Annotated in this window: 15 protein-coding genes; 7 read left to right on the top strand and 8 right to left on the bottom strand. The window is 55.8% G+C overall.

All coding sequences use genetic code 11. The features are described from left to right. Positions 1–45: 45 nt before the first annotated feature. The gene (locus tag LL947_RS10685) at positions 46–603 is read left to right on the top strand and encodes a cytochrome b (protein ID WP_290821861.1); all 558 of its coding nucleotides are present in this window, start codon (positions 46–48) and stop codon (positions 601–603) included. Between the two features lie 81 nt (positions 604–684). Next, a complete protein-coding gene (locus LL947_RS10680; protein WP_499833171.1) occupies positions 685–1299 on the top strand; it encodes a LysE/ArgO family amino acid transporter in 615 nt (204 codons plus the stop codon). On the opposite strand, the gene ltaE is transcribed toward LL947_RS10680, so the two are convergent. The 4 genes from ltaE to LL947_RS10660 all read right to left on the bottom strand — a co-directional run bounded on the left by ltaE (position 1300) and on the right by LL947_RS10660 (position 7868). Further along, on the bottom strand, positions 1300–2325 hold the full coding sequence (gene ltaE, locus LL947_RS10675; RefSeq protein WP_404413821.1) for a low-specificity L-threonine aldolase: 1026 nt from the start codon (positions 2323–2325) through the stop codon (positions 1300–1302). A gap of 501 nt (positions 2326–2826) precedes the next feature. Beyond that, positions 2827–4323 carry an NAD(P)(+) transhydrogenase (Re/Si-specific) subunit beta gene (locus tag LL947_RS10670; RefSeq protein ID WP_404413819.1) on the bottom strand — a complete coding sequence of 499 codons (1497 nt, stop codon included), beginning with the start codon at positions 4321–4323 and terminating at the stop codon, positions 2827–2829. A gap of 16 nt (positions 4324–4339) precedes the next feature. After that, a complete protein-coding gene (locus LL947_RS10665) occupies positions 4340–5914 on the bottom strand; it encodes a Re/Si-specific NAD(P)(+) transhydrogenase subunit alpha (RefSeq protein WP_499833170.1) in 1575 nt (524 codons plus the stop codon). A gap of 112 nt (positions 5915–6026) precedes the next feature. Further along, entirely contained in the window at positions 6027–7868 is a 1842-nt protein-coding gene (locus LL947_RS10660; RefSeq protein ID WP_290821869.1) for an ABC transporter ATP-binding protein, read from the bottom strand. Between the two features lie 124 nt (positions 7869–7992). On the opposite strand from LL947_RS10660, the gene LL947_RS10655 reads away from it, so the two are divergent. Further along, positions 7993–8544, top strand: coding sequence for a DUF1415 domain-containing protein (locus LL947_RS10655; protein WP_290821871.1), 552 nt, complete (start codon positions 7993–7995; stop codon positions 8542–8544). A 46-nt stretch (positions 8545–8590) separates the two neighbouring features. On the opposite strand, the gene LL947_RS10650 is transcribed toward LL947_RS10655, so the two are convergent. Next, a complete protein-coding gene (locus LL947_RS10650; RefSeq protein ID WP_499833169.1) occupies positions 8591–9298 on the bottom strand; it encodes a murein L,D-transpeptidase catalytic domain family protein in 708 nt (235 codons plus the stop codon). Positions 9299–9539: 241 nt separating this feature from the next. On the opposite strand from LL947_RS10650, the gene LL947_RS10645 reads away from it, so the two are divergent. Continuing rightward, positions 9540–11144 (top strand): L,D-transpeptidase family protein, encoded by a 1605-nt coding sequence (locus tag LL947_RS10645; RefSeq protein WP_499833168.1) that lies wholly within the window; start codon positions 9540–9542, stop codon positions 11142–11144. A gap of 67 nt (positions 11145–11211) precedes the next feature. On the opposite strand, the gene LL947_RS10640 is transcribed toward LL947_RS10645, so the two are convergent. Next, a complete protein-coding gene (locus LL947_RS10640) occupies positions 11212–12879 on the bottom strand; it encodes a peptidoglycan DD-metalloendopeptidase family protein (RefSeq protein WP_499833167.1) in 1668 nt (555 codons plus the stop codon). A 386-nt stretch (positions 12880–13265) separates the two neighbouring features. On the opposite strand from LL947_RS10640, the gene LL947_RS10635 reads away from it, so the two are divergent. The 3 genes from LL947_RS10635 to LL947_RS10625 all read left to right on the top strand — a co-directional run bounded on the left by LL947_RS10635 (position 13266) and on the right by LL947_RS10625 (position 17444). Next, positions 13266–14186 carry a LysR family transcriptional regulator gene (locus LL947_RS10635; protein ID WP_290821881.1) on the top strand — a complete coding sequence of 307 codons (921 nt, stop codon included), beginning with the start codon at positions 13266–13268 and terminating at the stop codon, positions 14184–14186. 116 nt (positions 14187–14302) lie between these two features. Beyond that, complete coding sequence (locus LL947_RS10630) at positions 14303–15301, top strand: glutathione S-transferase family protein (protein ID WP_499833166.1); 999 nt, start codon at positions 14303–14305, stop codon at positions 15299–15301. Between the two features lie 421 nt (positions 15302–15722). Next, entirely contained in the window at positions 15723–17444 is a 1722-nt protein-coding gene (locus LL947_RS10625) for a DEAD/DEAH box helicase (protein ID WP_499833165.1), read from the top strand. A gap of 78 nt (positions 17445–17522) precedes the next feature. Here LL947_RS10625 and LL947_RS10620 read toward each other — a convergent pair whose 3' ends face one another. Together LL947_RS10620 and LL947_RS10615 are read right to left on the bottom strand one after the other, a co-directional pair. Beyond that, positions 17523–17903 (bottom strand): gamma-glutamylcyclotransferase family protein, encoded by a 381-nt coding sequence (locus LL947_RS10620; protein WP_499833164.1) that lies wholly within the window; start codon positions 17901–17903, stop codon positions 17523–17525. Positions 17904–17938: 35 nt separating this feature from the next. Further along, positions 17939–20056: an AAA family ATPase gene (locus LL947_RS10615; RefSeq protein WP_499833163.1), complete on the bottom strand. Its 2118-nt coding sequence runs from the start codon at positions 20054–20056 to the stop codon at positions 17939–17941. Positions 20057–20136: the final 80 nt, after the last annotated feature.

Genomic DNA, 20136 nt, shown 5'->3' with positions numbered 1-20136 from the left:
AGGATCATCCGCTGAGAGTGATTTAAAAATTCTGGAGAAATGCCAATGCACGAACTTGACCATTACATCTATCCGCACCGGGTACTTCACTGGCTGGTAGCCGCTGTCATCCTGGTGTCGCTGGCCAGTGGTGCCGTATTGGGAACGCTGGGTTTTGAACGTGCAGTGGCACTGGTGGGGCAGGAGCTGACCAACTCGCTATACACAGCGCATAAAACGCTGGGTGTCGGGCTGCTGTTATTGATGACCCTGCGCATTATCACGCGCCTGGCCTTTGTTGTGCCCGACCATGAGCCACCCCTGAATGCCTTTGAACGCATTGCCAGCACCAGTGTGCACCATCTGCTGTATCTGGCACTGGTTGCCATGCCGCTGTTGGGCTGGTGGGCAACGGCAGCGGGTGGCTTTCCCGTGCAGTTTTTCCACTGGACGTTGCCGCCCTTGTTTGCTGAAAACAAAAGCCTCTCGGAAACCCTGTTCATCTGGCATGGGCGCCTGGCCTGGGCGATTCTTGCCCTGACGGTACTGCACATCACGGGAGCGCTTTATCACTGGCGAATCAAGCGCGATAACGTGATGAAGCGCATGAGCCTGTTTGAGTGACGAGCCGCACAGGTGCAAGGGATCTGGTGTCAGGGTAACGTTAACGCTTGTCTCCGATAAAAGCAGGAAGCAAACAGGATTATGTGGGAAAGTTACCTGACCGGGCTGATTGTCAGCGGCGGCATTATCATGGCGATAGGTGCCCAGAATGCCTATGTGCTGGGAACAGCCATTCGCCGTGAGCATCATTGGTGGTCCGCCGGGATGTGTATCAGCGTAGATCTCTCATTGCTGACGGCGGGCATGTTCGGTATCAGCGCGGTATTGCTGACCATGCCCAGCGCCATGGAAGCCCTGCGCTGGGTCGGTGTGGTGTTCTTGAGCTATCTGGCGGCCATGGCCTTTATACGCACGGCCACAGGGCGCCAGGGTCTGAATGCTGAAGTGGAAAAAAGCCGTAGCCTGGTGCAGGTGCTGTTGGCGACACTGGCCGTCACGGTGCTTAACCCTCAGGTCTACCTGGACACCCTGCTGCTGATTCCTGCCGTTGGTGCTCAGCAAAGCAGTGCCTCGACCTTTTTGGCGGGCGCTGCCACCGCCTCGATAGGCTGGTTCAGTCTACTGGCCTGGGGAGGCGCCAGGCTGTCGCCCTGGCTGTCACGCCCCCGGGTGTGGCGGAGTATCGATGGCCTGATAGGCGCCATGATGGCGGCTGTCGCCATTCAGCTGGCCCTGGGGAGTGCCCTTCTGAGTTGATCAAGGCGTAAGTACGTTTTCGAAGTAGGCCTTGGCAGTCGTGACGACGGTGTTGATATCGTCGTCGCTGATATCCCGGTGAGTGACCAGGCGGGTCGTACCCTGACTGTAAAGAGGTTCGATCAGAATCGCGTGTTGTTTGAACCAGGCGGTCAGGGCGTCCAGATGATCAGCGGGAAAGCGTACAAACAGCATGTTGGTGGCCTTTGACGCTATTTCGACCTCAGGGAGTTGCGCCAATCCATCTGCCAGCGCGGCGGCTCGACGATGATCCTCGGCCAGTGAGTCAACATGATGCTCAAGCGCATGCAGGCAGGCGGCCGCCACCACCCCGGACTGGCGCATGCCGCCGCCGACTACTTTACGCCAGCGACGGGCACGCCCAATCAAGGTCTCAGAGCCTACCAGGGCTGACCCGATAGGTGCGCCGAGCCCCTTGGAAAAACACAGTGAAATGCTGTCAAAGGGTTGGCAGAGGTGCTGAAGGGGCGTCTGGGTAGCTACGCCAGCATTAAACAGGCGAGCGCCATCAAGGTGTGTCGCCAGGCCATGTTGGCGAGCCAGGTCGGTAGCCTGGTGAACGTAATCAGCCGAAAGAACCTTGCCGCTAATGGTGTTTTCAAGTGCCAGCAAACGCGTGCGGGCAAAATGGAAGTCGTCTTCTTTTACCGCTGCTCGGATGTTTTCCAGCGGCAGGCTGCCATCGGCAGCATTATCGATAGGTTGAGGCTGGATACTGCCCAGCACAGCGGCACCACCGCCTTCCCAGCGGTATGTATGTGCGGACTGACCCACAATGTATTCGTCCCCGCGCTCGCAGTGAGCCATCAGTGCCACCAGATTGCTTTGGGTGCCGGTTGGAAACAGCAGCGCTGCTTCCTTGCCTGTTTCTTGCGCAAGGCGCTGCTGAAAGGTATTAACAGTCGGATCATCGCCCCATACATCATCGCCCACCGGCGCATTTTGCATCGCGGCATACATGGCGGGGGTGGGGCGAGTAACAGTGTCACTTCGAAGATCAATCATTCTGTCTCCTGATCAGGTTTCCGGGACATGGTGTGTCTATTGACAATACAACTGACAATAGGCGATGGGCAGCCATGCAGAATAATGGATTGAAAAGGGACTTCAAAAGCCTCTGGTTGAAGATCACCGATCCGCAAAACTCTCAGTCGAAACAAAACGCCAGGCAAATGCCTGACGTAAGGTCTATTTCCTCAAATCATTCTATTCTTCATCGAAATGACGTATCCAGGCATTGGTCAGTGCAGTTTGAAACTCAGCCTGGCGTAACCAGGCGCGTAATACGTCGGTATCGAACGTTGGGCTGCTGATCAGGGTTGTCATGGTGTCACTCCTTTAAAGGGTACCCTAAGCAGTATAGACCTTATTTATTGCAATGCAGCATGAAGCTTGACTAATGTTTTTGCTGAATGGCAAAAAACCACAAAAAACGCCCCCGAAGGGGCGTTCGCATTACCAGATCTGATTCAGTTAAGGCGTAAGAACCTGCTGATCAGCTTGCCATTAATCAATCTGCGGCAGCAATGATTCAATGCTGGATTTAGCATCGCCGTAGAACATGCGCGTGTTCTCCTTGAAGAACAGCGGGTTTTCGATGCCCGAGTAGCCAGTGCCCTGGCCGCGCTTGCATACAAACACCTGCTTGGCATTCCAGACCTCAAGAACCGGCATACCCGCAATCGGGCTGTTCGGGTCGTCCTGAGCGGCCGGATTAACGATATCGTTGGAGCCAATCACGATCACCACATCGGTAGAAGACAGGTCATCGTTGATTTCGTCCATTTCCAGCACGATATCGTAAGGCACCTTGGCTTCTGCCAGCAGTACGTTCATATGCCCTGGCAGGCGCCCTGCAACCGGGTGTATGCCAAAACGTACTTCCTTGCCTGCTGCGCGCAGTTTGCGGGTCAGTTCATTCACTGCATTCTGGGCCTGAGCTACTGCCATGCCGTAACCGGGCACGATAACCACGCTGTCTGCATCGTTAAGCGCTGCCGCCACCCCATTGGCATCAATCGCAATCTGCTCGCCTTCGATTTCTGCCGCCGGGCCGCTAGGGCCACCAAAGCCCCCCAGAATAACGCTGATAAAACTGCGGTTCATGGCCTTGCACATAATGTAGCTCAGGATTGCGCCAGAGCTGCCCACCAGTGCGCCCACTACAATCAGCAGGTCATTGCCGAGGCTGAAACCGATAGCCGCTGCTGCCCAACCGGAATAGCTGTTGAGCATGGACACGACGACGGGCATGTCTGCCCCGCCGATACCCATGATCAGGTGGTAACCAATGAACAGGGCCAGCAACGTCAGCAAGATCAGGGTCCAGCTGCCCGCGCCGCCCAGATAGGCAAACACCAATACCAGAGAGCCAATGGCCGCTGCTGCGTTCAGCAGATGCCCGCCCGGCAGCTTCTGAGCGGCGGTGTTCACTCGGCCTGCGAGCTTGCCATAGGCAATGATCGACCCGGTAAAGGTGACCGCACCGATCCAGATGCCCAGCACCAGTTCGACCCGCAGGATGGTAATTTCGACCGACGATTTCTTGGCGATAAGCTGACCGAAAGACGACAGGCCATCGTTGATTTGCTGCGGCAGGCCGATGGCGGTGTACCCATCCGCACCGACCGCGCCAAAGACCAGGTCATTGGCTGCGTAGATATCCGCAATGGTGTTGATCATGATATCGGCATTGAAGCCGACAATCACTGCTGCCAACCCGACCAGGCTGTGCATGATCGCCACCAATTCGGGCATCTGTGTCATTTTTACCCTGTTGGCCAGTTGGTAGCCGACGGCTGCGCCCAAGGCGATAAGCACAAGGGATGCCGGCCATAGCCCCTGACCCGGTCCGATCAGCGTGCCGATGACGGCGATTGCCATGCCAACAGCGCCGTACCAGACAGCACGCTTAGCGCTTTCCTGCCCGGATAGGCCGCCCAGCGAGAGGATAAAAAGAACTGCCGCGACTACATAGGTCGCAATTGTGAATCCGTATACCATACTGTTATCCCCCGCTTTACGATTTCTGGAACATGGCGAGCATGCGCCGTGTCACGAGGAAACCGCCGAAAATATTGATCGACGCCATAAAGATCCCAGCCGCGGCCAGAACGGTAATCAGCAGGCTGGATGAACCAATCTGGATCAGTGCGCCCAGGATAACGATAGACGAAATGGCGTTGGTGACGGACATAAGCGGCGTATGCAGCGAATGTGCGACTTTCCAGATCACCTGGAAACCAATGAAGACCGACAGTACAAAGACGATGAAATGCTGCATGAAGCTGGCAGGCGCGACCAGGCCGACGGCCAGTAACAGCGCCGCCGCCACGGCAATCAGGCTGACCTGTTGCTTGGTCTGTGCCTTAAAGCTGGCAAGTTCGGCCGCCTTCTTCTCTTCTGGCGTGGGCTCTTTTTCCTTGGCCTTGGGCTGGGCAGCAGCAATGGCCTTGACCTTGGGCGGGGGCGGCGGATAAGTGATTTCCCCCTGATGGGTGACCGTCGCGCCACGAATGACGTCGTCTTCCATGTTGTGAACCACCACGCCATCCTTTTCCGGCGTCAGGTCGGCCACCATATGGCGGATGTTGGTGGCGTACAGGAGTGATGCCTGGGTCGCCATGCGTGACGGGAAATCAGTATAACCTACGACAACCACGCCGTTATCAGAGACAACCCGCTCATCGGGCTTGGTCAGATCACAGTTGCCGCCTTTTTCCGCGGCCAGGTCGATAATGACCGAACCGGGCTTCATGGCTTCTACCATGTCCTCAAGCCACAGCTTGGGAGCAGGGCGGCCGGGTATCAGTGCCGTGGTGATCACGATATCGATATCCGGTGCCTGGGCACGGAAGCACTCCAGCTGCTTCTCGCGGAATTCGGGGCTGGAGGGCGCGGCGTAACCACCGGTCTCGGAACCGTCCTGGTTTTCATCGAAGTCGAGGAACAGAAACTCGGCGCCCATCGATTCGATCTGCTCAGAGACCTCCGGGCGCACATCAAAGGCGCGCACCACGGCGCCCAGGCTGGTGGCCGTACCGATGGCCGCAAGCCCCGCAACGCCGGCACCAATAACCAGCACCTTGGCGGGTGGAACCTTACCGGCCGCCGTTACCTGGCCAGTAAAGAAGCGCCCAAAGTTATTACCCGCTTCGATCACCGCACGATAACCGGCGATATTGGCCATGGATGACAGGGCATCCATCTTCTGGGCGCGGGAAATCCGTGGCACCATATCCATGGCAATCACGCTGGCGCCCTGACCTTTGCAGGTTTCCAGCATCGCTTCATTCTGGGCGGGCCAGAAGAAGCTGATCAGGGTCTGTCCTTTGTGCAAGTAGTGAGCTTCTTCTTCATAAGGCTCGCGCACCTTGATGACGGTATCCACCGCATCCCAGAGCGCTTTGGCCCCGCCGTCAATAATGCTGACTCCGGCGTCGCGATAAGCCGCGTCATCGAAGCCGGCGGCCTTGCCGGCACCGGCTTCGATGAAGCAGTCGTGTCCAAGCTTTTGGAGTTGAAGAGCGCTTTCCGGGGTCAGCGCGACGCGCGCTTCACCGGGAGCAATCTCCTTGGGTGCACCAATCTTCACGTTGGATCTCCCTAATGGCTTTTATGGTGAATTACAGATGTAGCTAATAGCTATACCTGACATTGCGATTTGGCACAACTGCGAGTAAGACAATCTGCCTGCCTGGCTCCGTTTATTGGTAGCCTTTTGCCTGCAGGCGAAACAGTGACGCGTAGCGGCCATCGCTGTGTAAAAGTGCTTGATGTGTGCCGCGCTCAATAATGCGGCCCTGATCAATCACGATAATCTGCTCGGCACTTCTTACCGTAGAAAAACGATGTGAAATCAGGATGGTCATTTTGTCGCGGCTATGTTCCCTGAAACGTGCAAAGACGGCGGCTTCTGCTGCGGCATCCATGGCGGCTGTTGGCTCATCGAGCACCAGGATGTCGGCATTTTCGCGCATATACGCTCTGGAAAGGGCCACTTTCTGCCACTGGCCGCCGGACAGTTCTTGGCCATTCTTGAACCATCGGCCCAGCTGGGTATGATAGCCTTTCTCCATACGGTTGATAAAGTCGTCGGCCAGTCCGTGATGAGCCGCGCGTGCCCAGCGTTGTTCATCACTGAATGCCTGCGTATCACCTACCCCCAGGTTCTCGCCTACCTGTAACTGATAACGTTCGAAATCCTGGAAGATCACTCCGATGCGTTGTCGCAGTGCCGCTGTTTCCCAGTCGCGCAGGTCACTACCATCCAGCAGGACACGGCCTTGTGTCGGGTGGTAAAGACGCGTTAACAGCTTGATCAGGGTGGTTTTGCCAGAGCCATTCTCACCCACCAGGGCAAGACTTTCGCCAGGTTTCAGATGCAGGGAGATATCGTGCAGTACTTCACTCCCGCCTGGATAGGCAAAACTGACCTGCTCGAAGCGTAAGCCGTCGCCAGGGGTGGCACCGACGGTGATTTCACCGTTTTCCTGCTCGGTGGGCTGCTCAAGGTACTCATACAGGTTGGACAGATAGAGGTTGTCCTCGTACATGCCACTGATCGAGGTCAGGCAGGCTGACAGCGCGCTTTGGCCCTGCTTGAACACCATCAGGTACATGGTCATCTGTCCCAGGGTCAAGGCGCCGACCACGGTTTCAAGCACGACCCAGCCATAGGCCATATAAAAGGCCAGGGTGCCAATCAGGCCAAGCCCGAACCCCCAGGCTTCGCGGCGCAGGGTAAGCAACCTTTCCTCTTTGAACAGACGAGCGAAAATATCACGGTAGCGCTGCAAAAAAAGAGGCTCCAGGCCAAACAGTTTGACTTCCTTGATGCTGTCTTCCCGGGCCAGCACCGTCTCCAGATACATCTGCATGCGCGACTGGGGTGAACGCCAGCGAAACAGGCGAAAGGCATCGCCGGAAAACTTGGCTTCAGAGAGAAACACCGGCAGAGCGCCCGCTATCAGGATCAATAGCGCCCAGGGAGAAAACTGCACCAGCAATACCCCGAAGCTGACCAGAGAAATGGCATTCTGTAACAGGCTGAAGGTTTTGTTTACTAGCCCCAAGGGCCGGGTCGAGGCTTCGCGACGTGCACGGGTAAGCTTGTCGTAAAGCTCGGAATCCTCGAACTGGCTGAGCGACAGCGTACCGGCTTTCTCAAGGATCATGACGTTGACTTTCTGGCCCAGCATTGCCCGCAGCAACGACTGCTGAGCACTGAGCCCGCGTTGGGCCAGCGTAATCAGCGCAATGATGGCGCCTTCCAGAGCAACCAGCCAGAGAACAGGCGTAATCACTGCCATCAATGAACTGCTGGCCTGATAGGATTCCATGGCTGCGACCACGCCATCCACTATCAGTTGTCCCACCCAGGTCGCGACAGCCGGCAGCACACCTGCCACCAGCGTGCACACGGCAAGGCCAATCATCATTTTGGGAGACGTTTGCCACACCAGAGAGAGCGCTCGGCTGCTGTAGCGGAAAACGCCGAAAAACCCCTGGAAGGGACGCGGGGGAGCAGGTATCAGGTTGGGTGACATGGCGAGAGAAGCTGCCTATTGAAGCGTGAAAACAGTATGATGCGTGAGTTAAGTCATGAGTACCAGTGGCGGTGATCAAATCGGTACTGTGGTGAAAAGTAGATTTTTCAGTCAAGAGGTCTCTATGCAAGGCAACGATGAAGATGTCATTCGCCACACCCGTCGCTGGGTCAGTGATGTGATTGTGGCCATGAATATTTGCCCGTTTGCTCGGCGGGAACGTGATCGGGGCAGCATCAGGGTCGCTGTTTCACGGGTAAAAAAGCTGGCACTGGCGTTGGAAGAACTGATAAAGGAAGTTCAGTGGCTGGACGAGCAGCCGACAACGGAAACCACCTTGATTGTGTTTCCGACCCTGTTCAAGGATTTCGAACATTATCTGGATTTTATCGAACTGGCGGACCGGCTGTTGGTGGATCAGGGCTATGAAGGCATCTACCAGCTTGCCAGTTTTCATCCGGATTATTGCTTTGCGGACGCTCACCCGGATGATGCGCCCAACTACACCAATCGCTCCCCCTACCCAATGGTACACTTGCTAAGAGAGGAAAGCCTGAGCAAGGCGATCGAATACTACGGCGATACGCAGCAGATACCTGATCACAATATTGCCAGGATGAATGAGGTGGGAGCTGCTGAAGCCCAACGTCGTCTGGTCGCCTGCTTCGATCAATAGCATCTCCCAGCCCCTCTGGGATTGATTGCCCGAACCTCAAAGCGGTTCACCGTTGTGCCATTTGCGCATCATTGTTGCAGTTGAGGTAGGTGGATTCGGCAAGAAAAACCGGATCTGGGGAATAGGCGAACACGTACTGCTCTTCCTTGATGCTATCGATCAAGGGGTAAGTCACATCAGTCCTCACAGCCGGGCAGCCATGACTTCTGCCCAGACGACCCGTCTGGGTGATGAAATCTTCACTGACATAATCAGCGCCATGTATGACAATGGCCCGTTCAAAAGCCAGGTCATTGACCGTTGGCTCCAGACCTTCAAGGCGTAATGAGTAACCGTTGCTGCCGTAATAACTGTTCATGGTTCGAAACAGGCCGAGACTGGACTGATGGCTGTCCGGGGTGTTGGAAAATTCCTCGGCGAGAGCATCGCCAGAACCTTGCCCGTGGGAAACCAGTTCCTCGAACAAAAGCTCATGCTGTTCGAGGTCAAACACCCACATGCGCGGTTCGGAAGAAGGAAGTGAATAATCAATCACCGCCAGACGCTCTGCATTCGGGTCGGCACAGTTGAGTGCCTGAGCGGCCATTCGTAAGGCATCAGCCGTCGCCTGTGGTGCCAACTGCTTGAGTTGATGATGGAGTGGTGATGTGCCGGATGGTGGGGCAGTGGCGCTGTTGGCGAAGAAATTAGAAGCGTGAGCGGGTAAGGTCGAGAAGCTGATCAGCAATGCTGCTATCTTTAAGGGAAACATCATCTGTAAGTTCCATGTTTGTGGTGCCGGATGTTTGAAGTAAAGGTGTCCGACTTGTTCTTGTTAAAGCCTGAAGAGAAAGCCAAGGAAAATTGTTAGAATAATAACGCAAGGAGAGGCGATGAACGAGAAAATATCCCTAAAACATTGGGTGAGCTCCATATGCCGATGGCCGCTTGGCATGGTGTTGACGGCCTCTATTAGCGTCATGCTACCTGCCATGGCAGATAAAAAAGACGGAGTCATGCCAACGTTTGCCGATTCACTTTTATTGGAACCCGCGCAACCCGCCACGCAGGCCGGAGTGGCGGAGAGTGAGGCAGTACGCGCTGTCCTGGCACAGAAAAGCGCTGGCGAAAACGTTGCGGCCGATCAGCCATTGGACGTTTTTTATGCCCAGCTGGGCAATGCGCTGGTATGGCAAAGCGAACGCCGCGTTAATGCCCTGGTAGAGGCGCTGAGTGAGCTGACAGGCGATGGGCTGACGGTGGAAGACTACGCCATCGATAAATTGCTGTCTGACTATAAGGCCAGTCGTGCAGCCGATGCTGCGGGTAAAGCGGATTTTGACATTGATGTCACGCATCAACTGCTTAAAGCCCTGACCCATCTTCAGAATGGTAAAACAGATCCTCGCCGCTTGATGCCAGACTGGGATGGGCCTGAAGGCCGCCCTTTGCCGATGGCTGATATCATTCAACGGCTTCTTGCTGATGATGTGGCCGGTGCCTTTGAGCGAGTTCGCCCCGGGCAGGCCCATTATCAAGCGTTGCGTCAGGCGCTGGCTGAATATCGCGCCATGGACCAGGCCAGTGTGGCCTTTTTTCCGCCACGCGATGAAGCACTGCGTCAGGGGGATCGTCATCCGGATGTAATGACACTGCGCCAACGGCTAACTTATTGGGGTGCAGCGGGGTTATTGACTGGCCAGGTAGAAGCCTACCCGGCGCTGGGGCTTGAAAGTAATGATCCAGAGTTCTTTGACAGCGAACTGGAGGGCGCCGTCAAGCGTTTTCAGCGCCGCCACCTGCTCAAGGATGATGGCGTGGTCGGGCGTAATACGCGCGAGGCGCTGAACGCCTCTATCGCATCACGTATTGATCAGCTGCGTGTTAATCTGGAGCGGGCGCGCTGGCTGGCACCTGTCTTTGAACAACAGCCGCCGAGGTTATGGGTGGATCTTGCCGGTTATTCGCTGATTTATGTGCGTCCTTCGGGTGAACGCTGGCAGTCACGGGTTGTGGTAGGTTCTGCCGAGCGCGAAACACCGGCCATTCACTCGCGGATAACACACCTGACCATTAATCCGTCCTGGACCCTACCGCCTACCATCATGCGCGAAGACATCCTGCCACAGGTGCGCCGTGACCCAGACTATCTTGAGCGCCGCAATATGCAGGTGATTGACTATTCGGGTAAGCCGCTTGATGCGTCTGAAATAGATTGGGCATCGCCTGGTAATATCATGATTCGTCAACCAGCCGGACGTGCTAACCCACTTGGCGGCGTCGTTATCCGCTTCCCCAACAGCGATATGATTTATCTTCACGACACGCCATCGCGCAGTCTGTTCGGGCGTGAACGTCGGGCACTCAGTTCAGGTTGTGTAAGAGTGGAAGGCGTCGACGAGCTGGCAAAAAAGTTGCTTGAAGATTCGGGCAGTCGCCAAGGGCTGCAAACACTTAAGCGCTCTTCGCGCAGTGATATTCAAGTAAATTTGCCCGAGCAGATCCCAGTGGCCCTACATTATTTGACTGCTTGGCCTGATGTAGACGGTGAGGTAACGTTCCGGGCTGATATCTATCAGCGGGATTCACGTATTCTGACGGCGCTGGACCAGGAACGATAATATCATCAGCCGTTTCTCGAAGCTTTTTACGAGTCATGGCTGACGATATCAAAAGACGAGTGAAAACCTATTCGACGTCGCCTTCGGCGGCATAGGTTGCCACGCTTACGTTGCCGGTTTCACCACTATCCAAAGCGGCTAGAACAGGCGCCGCCTGGCGCTGGAAGGCCAGCAGTGCATTCCCGCTCAAGCCGGTATTCTCCGGGAGATCAATGTTCATGGCGTTGACTGGCTTGTTGTTGACATGAACCTCGTAATGCAGGTGAGGGCCTGTGCTGCGACCAGTATTGCCTGACAATGCAATTTCTTCACCCATTTCTACACGCTCTCCAGGCTTCACCAATGAGCGGGATAGATGCAGGTAACGCGTGCGATAGCCATTATCGTGCTTGATGACAACATAGCGTCCAGCCGCATTGTGATAATCGACGCGGTCAACGCGTCCGTTTGCCGGGGCAGTAATCGGTGTACCAATCGGCATGGCGAAATCAGTGCCATTATGGGGTGAGACTCGCCCGGTAACCGGGTGTTTACGACGCGGGTTGAAGTGGGAGCTCAACCGATAGCTGCCCTGGAATGGATAGCGAGAGAAAGAGGGGTCAAGGCTGTTGCCTTCTTCGGTATAGAAGTTGTCATCGGATGTATTACGCACCAGCGTCAGGTCCATGCGTTCGCCTTCATAGCGCACAGCCAATACTCGCGAATCAAAGGCTTGACCATCAATCATGTCAGACTCAACCAGAACCTGGAAGTTGTCACCGCGTCGGCTGTCGCGCCGAAAGTCGTACTTTTTTTCAAGCAATTGGGTGACGTCAGTGACAACATCACTGCCTAGCCCGGTTGACTGAGCAGAGCGGGCAAAGCTGCCACTCAGGGTGCCCGCGTAGAGACGTTGTATCGGTTCACCCTGACGTTCAATAACGGTGATGTCCAGCTGATCTTCAGCACGTTCAATGAGCACGCCGTCGCGGCGGTTATGCATCATCTTCAAGGCCAGAAGCTCGCCTTGCTCGTCAAGCTGGTAATTAAAATGCTGGCCGGATCGCCAGTGGGTCAAAAGGCGCGGGTTGGGCATCGCCTCAAGAAGCGTCAACACTTCGCTGTACCCCATGCTCAGCACGTCTTGAGCAACAACAGCAAAAGTTTCACCGGAACTGACCAGGTGAGTTTGCCATTCGGGAACATAGGGTTCTTCAGCGGCCAACTCAAAATCAAGATAAGAACTTGTATCAATAAGGTCGATGTCATAATCCTCATAGGAGGTGGCATCGGCAACTGCGTCATCCTGATCGGGGCTTGAATGCGCTTCCAGCATGCCGTTGGTGAGGGTACCCAACACAACGGCTATATGCAGCGCCCCGTCCTCAAGAGCTGTCACTGGCTGGGTGTCCTGATCTGGCTGGGAGGTGGCGTTGGCACTGTCGATCATGTTGAAGTCAGCCAGCTCCATTGGCTGTAACTCGGGGGGTACAAGGCTGTGCCGAGTAATGTCAATGGCGCGGGAAGCCTTGTCAATGGCGTTTGCCACAGGCGTTTTTTCTTCGTTCAAGGAAGGCAGGCCAGGAGAAGCATTTTCGGAGAGGGGAAGGTAAACGCTCTCGGAAGATGCGTCTGTAATTTGATAACCCTGATACAACGTCAGTAACTTTTGTGTGCCCAGCACCGTGACCATGGTGGCCACTGGTAATAACAATAACTTATGAGTGCGAGGCAGCGAATGAAGTATTCGCAGCATAGGTAAATTGACCACCGGCTTGATAAATAAACATGACGATAAAAATATATGTTGTTTTACCTTACCCTATGTCATGGTCAGTGAACAGACTGTATAGACATACAGAAAAAATGCGGCGGAAGACATGAGGCTTGCCACACTATGCTAGGAGAGTAAGTGTTATCTTTTTTAGCTTTTCTTATACTTTAACAGCTACCGTGCCTAAAAATAATAGCCAAAATGTAAATAAAGGTGAGCTAGGTAGGCCGCGCAAATGCTGCCTATCGGTCGCTTTTTTTACTGTGTCTGACGGGCGCATCACTACCTGAATGAATTTGATGGCATCATGGTGCAAGTTTTTCGAAAATTAAGCGAAAATTTTGCTGTTAGGCGTCGAGGAATTCGAAATGTCACGAGTCACACTTGCCCAATGGCAGATGTTGGCCGCTGTTGTCGATCACGGTGGTTTTGCTCGCGCGGCGGAAGCCATTCATAAAAGCCCGTCGACCCTGAACCATGCTGTCCATAAGCTTGAGGAACAGCTTGGCGTTCAGGTGCTTGAGCCGGTTGGGCGTCAGGTGCGTTTGACCGAAGCCGGTGAACTGCTGCTGAGGCGTGCACGGCAATTAATTGAAAGCTCCGCTTCCCTTGAAGATGTTGCTGCCAGGCTGGCGTCAGGTCTCGAAGCTGAAATTGTCGTTGCGATCGACCAGACGTTTCCTGAGGCGGCACAGGCCCGTGCACTTGAACAGTTTTCAGCAGATTTTCCCCAGGTGCGGGTACAGTTGCATGAAAGCGTCCTCAATGGCGGAATCGAAATGCTCTACGACGCCCGGGCAGACCTGGTGATCACAGGGTTGGAGGCTCAGGGTTTCCTGGGAGAACCTCTGGTCAACGTTCGCTTTATTGCAGTGGCTCATCCGGAGCATCCTCTGCATCAGTTGGGGCGTGAACTGGATCTGCGTGATCTGGCCCAGTATCGCCAACTGGTCGTGCGCGATAGCGCTCTTCGTCAATCAGTCAACGCGGGTTGGCTCAAGGCTGAACAGCGCTGGACGGTCGGGCATCTACATACATCCCTGGATATGGTCAAGCGCGGGCTGGGTTTTGCCTGGCTACCGGAAACCCGCATTGCCGAGGACCTTGCCGCCCAATGCCTTAAACCACTCCCTCTTGCGGCAGGTGCAATACGAGAAGTACCTATCCAGATTATTTTTCGTGACCGTGATCGGGCAGGGCCTGCTGCTCATGCCATGGCAAAAGCGCTGAAACAGGCAGTCGCTGAGCGTACGTCGAATGATTCGACTGAGTCGAACGTTACACCGTAAAACATGCGCTTGTGGCATACGGCCGACTAAGTATGCTGATGTGTTCAAGGTGTTGTCCAGCGGGTGTTTTCAACATTGTCGCTTGCAATGCCATTCATCAGTTCAGGAGGCGCATCATGGGGCTTTTGGTTAACGGCAATTGGCAGGATCAGTGGTATGACACTGATAAGCACGGCGGAGAATTTGTGCGCGAATCTGCCCAGCTGCGCGATTGGATAGGTCGTCAAGCGCCGCAGGGTGTTAATAGCTACCCGGCAGAGGCTGATCGCTATCATCTTTATGTGTCGCTTGCCTGCCCCTGGGCCCACAGGGTCATGATCATGCGCGCACTCAAGGGGCTGGGTGGCCTGGTCGGCGCTTCCCATGTCAGCCCGCTAATGCTGGATCAGGGCTGGACCTATGAGCAAAGCGAAGGGTCAAGCGGTGATCCGGTTAATGGCGTGTACTATCATCACCAGCTTTATACGCTGACCGATCCGCACTACACCGGCCGGGTTACCGTGCCCGCGCTGTGGGACAAGCAGCGCAATGTGATTGTCAATAATGAGTCCGCCGATCTGTTGCGCATTTTTAATCAGGCCTTTGATGGCATGACGGGTAGTCGGCTGGATTTTTATCCGCCTGCATTGCAAGAAGAAATCGATGCAGTGAACGCCGACGTTTATGAGCACATCAACAATGGCGTGTATAAGTCAGGTTTTGCCACTGATCAGGCAGTGTATGAAAAGCACGTGACCGCCCTGTTTGACTCCATGGAGCGCATGGAGCAACGTCTGGATCAGCAGCGTTACCTGGCCGGTGAGTGGTTGACCGAAGCAGATATTCGTCTCTTTACCACTCTGGTGCGCTTTGATGCTGTCTACCACGGCCATTTCAAATGTAATCTGAAGCGTATTGAAGATTATCCTAACCTTTCCAATTATCTGCGTGAAATCTATCAATGGCCGGGTGTGGCTGAAACGGTCAATATGGAGCATATCAAACGGCACTATTATTACAGTCATGACATGATCAATCCCACACGCATCGTCCCGGCGGGTCCCTTGCTTGATCTTGAGCGTGCACATGATCGTTCCCGCCTGGCCGGTAAAGGCGTATGGCAGCAGCATGACTGATGTCGCGCTTGCGGGGGAGATGTCATAAAGAAACATGATCCTGCTGGTCAGATGATTAGCACGATGTTAGTATGTGCCTTCCTCGCATGTGTTGACCCCTCCATCATGACGAATGCCCGAACTGAATGTTCAGGCTAGCGCAGAGCCTCTTCGAGAGCGCTCATTGATGTGTGAAGATGGCGCGCCGCTGAACAGACTCAAGGTCTGTTTCCAAAGCTGGCGCAGAAGGTCGCCACAGCGGTCAGCCCGCCAACGCGGTTCTGGCTGTCAATGCTTGGTGCGACCGGCGTCTCCGACTCCCTATAACGCCTTCTGCCGCTTGCAGTTGTGCTGCATGAATCGAGTTCTGCTCGTCATCGAGTCAGAGACGCTTTTGACGTTTTTTTGCCGTTTAATATATCGGCCTACCAAGGTGTGATTAATGACCACGACTTCTGTCGATTCGCCCGCTGTTGGCGAAAGTTTTGGCGATCTGGCTCTTTTGCCTGCCGTTTTGTCTGCTGTTGAAACTCTCGGCTATAAAACGCCGTCACCCATTCAGGTGAAAACCATTCCCGCGCTGCTCGAAGGCCGCGATATGCTGGGCCAGGCTCAGACCGGTACCGGCAAGACGGCGGCATTTGCACTGCCGCTACTGTCACGTCTGGACCTGACCCGTCGTGAGCCTCAGGTGTTGGTAATGGCCCCAACCCGTGAGCTGGCGCAGCAAGTTGCTGCCTCGTTTTCAAGCTATGGCCAGAATCTGAAAGGTCTGGAAGTGGCCATCCTGTGCGGTGGCATGGAATACCGCGAACAGATGCAGGCGCTCAAGCGTGGCGCTCAGGTGATAGTGGGTACGCCGGGGCGTATCATTGATCACCTAGACCGCGGCAGCCTCAAACTTAACGGCTTGTCTGCCTTGGTGCTGGATGAAGCCGATGAAATGCTGCGCATGGGCTTTATTGATGACGTCAAGCGTGTTGTTGCCGATACACCCAAAGACGCTCAGCGGGTGTTCTTCTCAGCCACGCTGCCGACTGAAATCGAGCGTATCGTCAACCGTTACCTGGTTGATCCGGTCAAGGTGGCGATTGAGTCGCGTACCACGACGGGGGAGAATATCGAGCAGCGCGTTGTACGTGTCGATGGGGGTGCCAAACTGGAAGCCCTGGCGCGTATTCTTGAAGTCGAGCCAGTTGATGCTGCTATCGTCTTCGTGCGTACCCGCGCCGCCTGTACAACCCTGGTGGAGCAGCTGACTGCTCGTGGTGTCAACGCGGCCGGCCTGTCAGGTGACCTGGATCAGAGCCTGCGAGAGCGCACCATTACCCGTCTCAAGCGCAGCAAGGTTGATGTCCTGATTGCCACTGACGTGGCCGCACGCGGCCTGGATGTCTCGCGCATTACACACGTAATCAATTACGATCTGCCGCAGGATTCCGAAGCCTATACCCACCGTATCGGGCGCACAGGCCGGGCCGGACGTAGCGGTATCGCAATTACTTTCGCCGGTTTCCGTGAAGCCCGCAAGATCGGTTGGATGGAACAGGCAACCGGCCAGAAAATGAGCGAAATGCCGCTGCCGGACGAATCCGCCATCCGTGCACATCGTGATGAAGCCTTCCATCAGCGCGTCATCGCTGCCTTGACCAAGGGCGCTGACGAACAGCGTGCTCTGGTTGAGCGTCTGGTTGAAGAAGGTTATGACCCGATTGAGCTGGCCTGTGCATTCTCTGCCATGGCGCGTGCGGATGAAGCACCGATTGGTCGCTTGCAGGCACCACGCAAAGAACGTGCACCGCGTGAGCGTGCAGGCGGCAACGAAAGCCGCGGTGGCCCGCGCCGTGAGCGCGCGCCGTCTGAAGGCATGACCCGTTATCGCGTATCAGTAGGCCATAAAGATGGCGTCAAACCGGGTCAACTGGTGGGCGCACTGGCCAATGAAGGTGGCATTGAGGGCGCGCGTATCGGGCGCATCGATATCCGCAACGCCTTTTCAGTGGTCGAGCTGCCCACCGGCTTGCCAAGCACCATTCTTGCCAAGATGGGACGTGCCCGGGTTGCCGGTCGTCCGCTGGAAATCAGCGAAGACAGTGCGCCTGAGCGTGCGCCCCGTCGACGCCCTGAAGGTGGTGCGCCGGTGCGTCGTCGCGAAACCGCCTGATCCGCTGACGCGTTAGGCTGATAACGCCCTCGCACTGAAAAGTGCGGGGGCGTTTTGCTATGGGGTCATATCAACCCTTCACCACTCTCCCGTTTCAATCTTCATTCGTTCATTGACTTCGGGGTTATAGAGGTAACACCAGGCTTTACCGTGTCGGGTGGGAAAGGTGGCACGGTTGTAAAGCCCTTCGCTCGGTGCAGCGGCGGCGTAGCCTTCCAATTGATCGAGAAAGGCAAGCTGTTCAGCGCTAATAACGTAGACTTCGACTGACACACCCTGAGAGGGCAGGGCTTTTGCCCCTGGGTAGGGGCCCAGATCATAGAGGGAAAGGGTTGTCAGCCGGTCCTGGCCGAGCAGGTGGGCATTTTCCGTCCAGTGATGGTTGCGGTGCCCCTGCTTGAGGGTGCCGTAAACGGCGACGCGGGGGCACTCAAGGATATCGTGTGTCAGGTGTGCCATGAGTCGCTCCTTCTGAGGCTGGTGAGACGTCTGTGCTACACAAAACCCATGGGTTGGCGCTGGCCGTGCTGCTCACGTTCCTCCAGCGTCAGGGCATCCAGCAGTGTATTCAGGCGCAGGGGTAGGCCGCGCAGGTCAAGCTGATCCAGTGCCGTGCGCACGTTGCCTGGCGTCAGGCGACGGCTGGCCAGGTGGGTCTTGGGTATGTCGGCCAGGCGCGCATGATCACGTTCGGGCAATATTGCTCTTAGCAGATCGCGCAATGGTTCCGGGGCAAGCGGTAAGAACTCGACCTTAAGATCAAAGCGACGCATGACGGCGCGATCCAGGCTGTCTACCCGGTTGGTGGTGGCAAGCAGAATCCCCGCAAAGTTTTCAATCTGTACCAGCAGCTCATTGGTATGGGAGATTTCCCAGCTCTGCATGCCATTATCGCGCTGCATCAGCAAGGTATCCACTTCATCCAATAGCAGCACGGCTTTCTGTTCGCGCGCCCGCTCGAACAGAGCCGCCAGCTTGGCTTCGGTGCCTCCCACATACTTGTCCATCAGGCTACTGGCGTGGGCAGTGATCAAGTCACGTTCCAGGCGTGTTGCCAGATGGCGGGCCAGGGCCGTCTTGCCGCTGCCAGGCAAACCGTGCAGGCAAAGTCGACCGCGCTGACGACGGGACAGTCGCTGTACAATACTGTCCAGTCCGGGGCGGGTGTTGAGCCATTCAAGGCGGTATTCAGGCATCCGGGGGCCATCAGTGTGAAGCTGCACTTGTGGGCGGTCAGCGCTGTGGCCAAGCGCTTTGAGGCGGTGGCTCATCAGGGTATCCAGGTGCTGTTCGTTGCGCTGTGGGGTGCGCGGGTTCAACAGCTGCCCAAGGCGGCACAGTTGCTCTGCGGCGGCAGGCGTCATCCATTCCTGGCGTGAAAGGTAATCGCGTCCCTGAGCGGTGACCGGTAAGGCTTGCAGCAATTGCTGGAAATGTTCACGGGCCTGTTCACCGCGCTGTGTCTTGACTTCAATGATCAGGTCGAAGCGACGCAGGTAGGCAGGGTCCAGCCAGTTGACGCTGTTGCTGATCCACAGGCCTGGCTTGGGGTTGCTCTCAAGCAACTGGTTCATCCAGCCTTTGGGCAGGGCGTCCTCGTCGTTGATGACATCTTCGATCTCGTCAAACATTACCATGCCGGGACGCTGGTCAATCAGCTTTTGCACCACCTGGTAACGGTGGAGACGTTTGCTGGGCGTGAGCACGTCGTCGCCCTTGTCGACCACAGGCACACCGTAAAGTGGCACTTTTAGCTGGGTGGCCAGGGTTTTGACCAGTTCGGTCTTGCCAACGCCCGGATGGCCGTAAATCAGGATATTGGCACCGGCCTGGTGGTTGTTGATAGCCTGTTGCAGGTAATCAACCGCGAGTTGGCGCAAGGGTACCGCACCAAAGCTGGCCATCGAGAAGCCTCCGGCTTCCTGGATCGGGCAGAGGCTCATCAGGTTGTCAGTGATGAAGGTACGCAGTGCGGTGGAGGAAAGCAGGCCTACGTCATGGTTTACTAATGGCGCCAGGTTCCGCAGCATGGGGCCCGCAGACAGGACATCATCCAGATCAAGCAGCAGGCGACCGTTACTCTGGGTGGTCAGCAGGCCCAGGCGTTTCAAACGGCCATTGTCCTGCAGGCAGAGGTGAACTTCATCGCTGCCATGGCCGGTGAGCAGTGCCAAAAGTTTTCTGGCTCGGTTCTCTTCCACTGAAAGCAGCACCGGGTTGATGATGGGGTGGCGGAGGCGCAGCCAGGTAAACATCAGCAGCTTTTTTTCCAGCGGGTTGAGCTGAAGCAGATCAGCCACTTCATCACACAGCAGGGTGAGTGTGCCCTGGACCCTGGCGTTTGGGTCCAGTGTGCTGGTTTGCTGGCGCCACCAGCGCTTCAAGGCAGGGGCATAGTCGCGGTAAAGATGGCTATCATCGACCCTTTTGGGGATCTTAAGCCCTAGCCAGCTGAACAGCCCACGCCATTCATCGCTGTCGAGGTTGGTATCCTTGCCCAGGAACATGACCATTTTGACGGTAATCATCTGGGCCAGCAGGCGCTCTTCCGGGTCCTGCCGTTCGTCGTCGCGTGCGGATGCATCAATATCGAGTAACTGTCCCCACTGCATGTCTTTCTCCCGTTATGAGCACACACCAATGATAACGGTTGGGTGCGACAGCGTTCGTCGTAGCATGGTCAGGTCTTCTG

It is taken from the genome of Halomonas sp. BLK-85 (assembly GCF_044792155.1).
Lineage (GTDB): Bacteria > Pseudomonadota > Gammaproteobacteria > Pseudomonadales > Halomonadaceae > Vreelandella.
The sequence above is the reverse complement of the archived record's forward strand: the minus strand, read 5'-3'. Positions and strand labels throughout refer to the sequence as shown.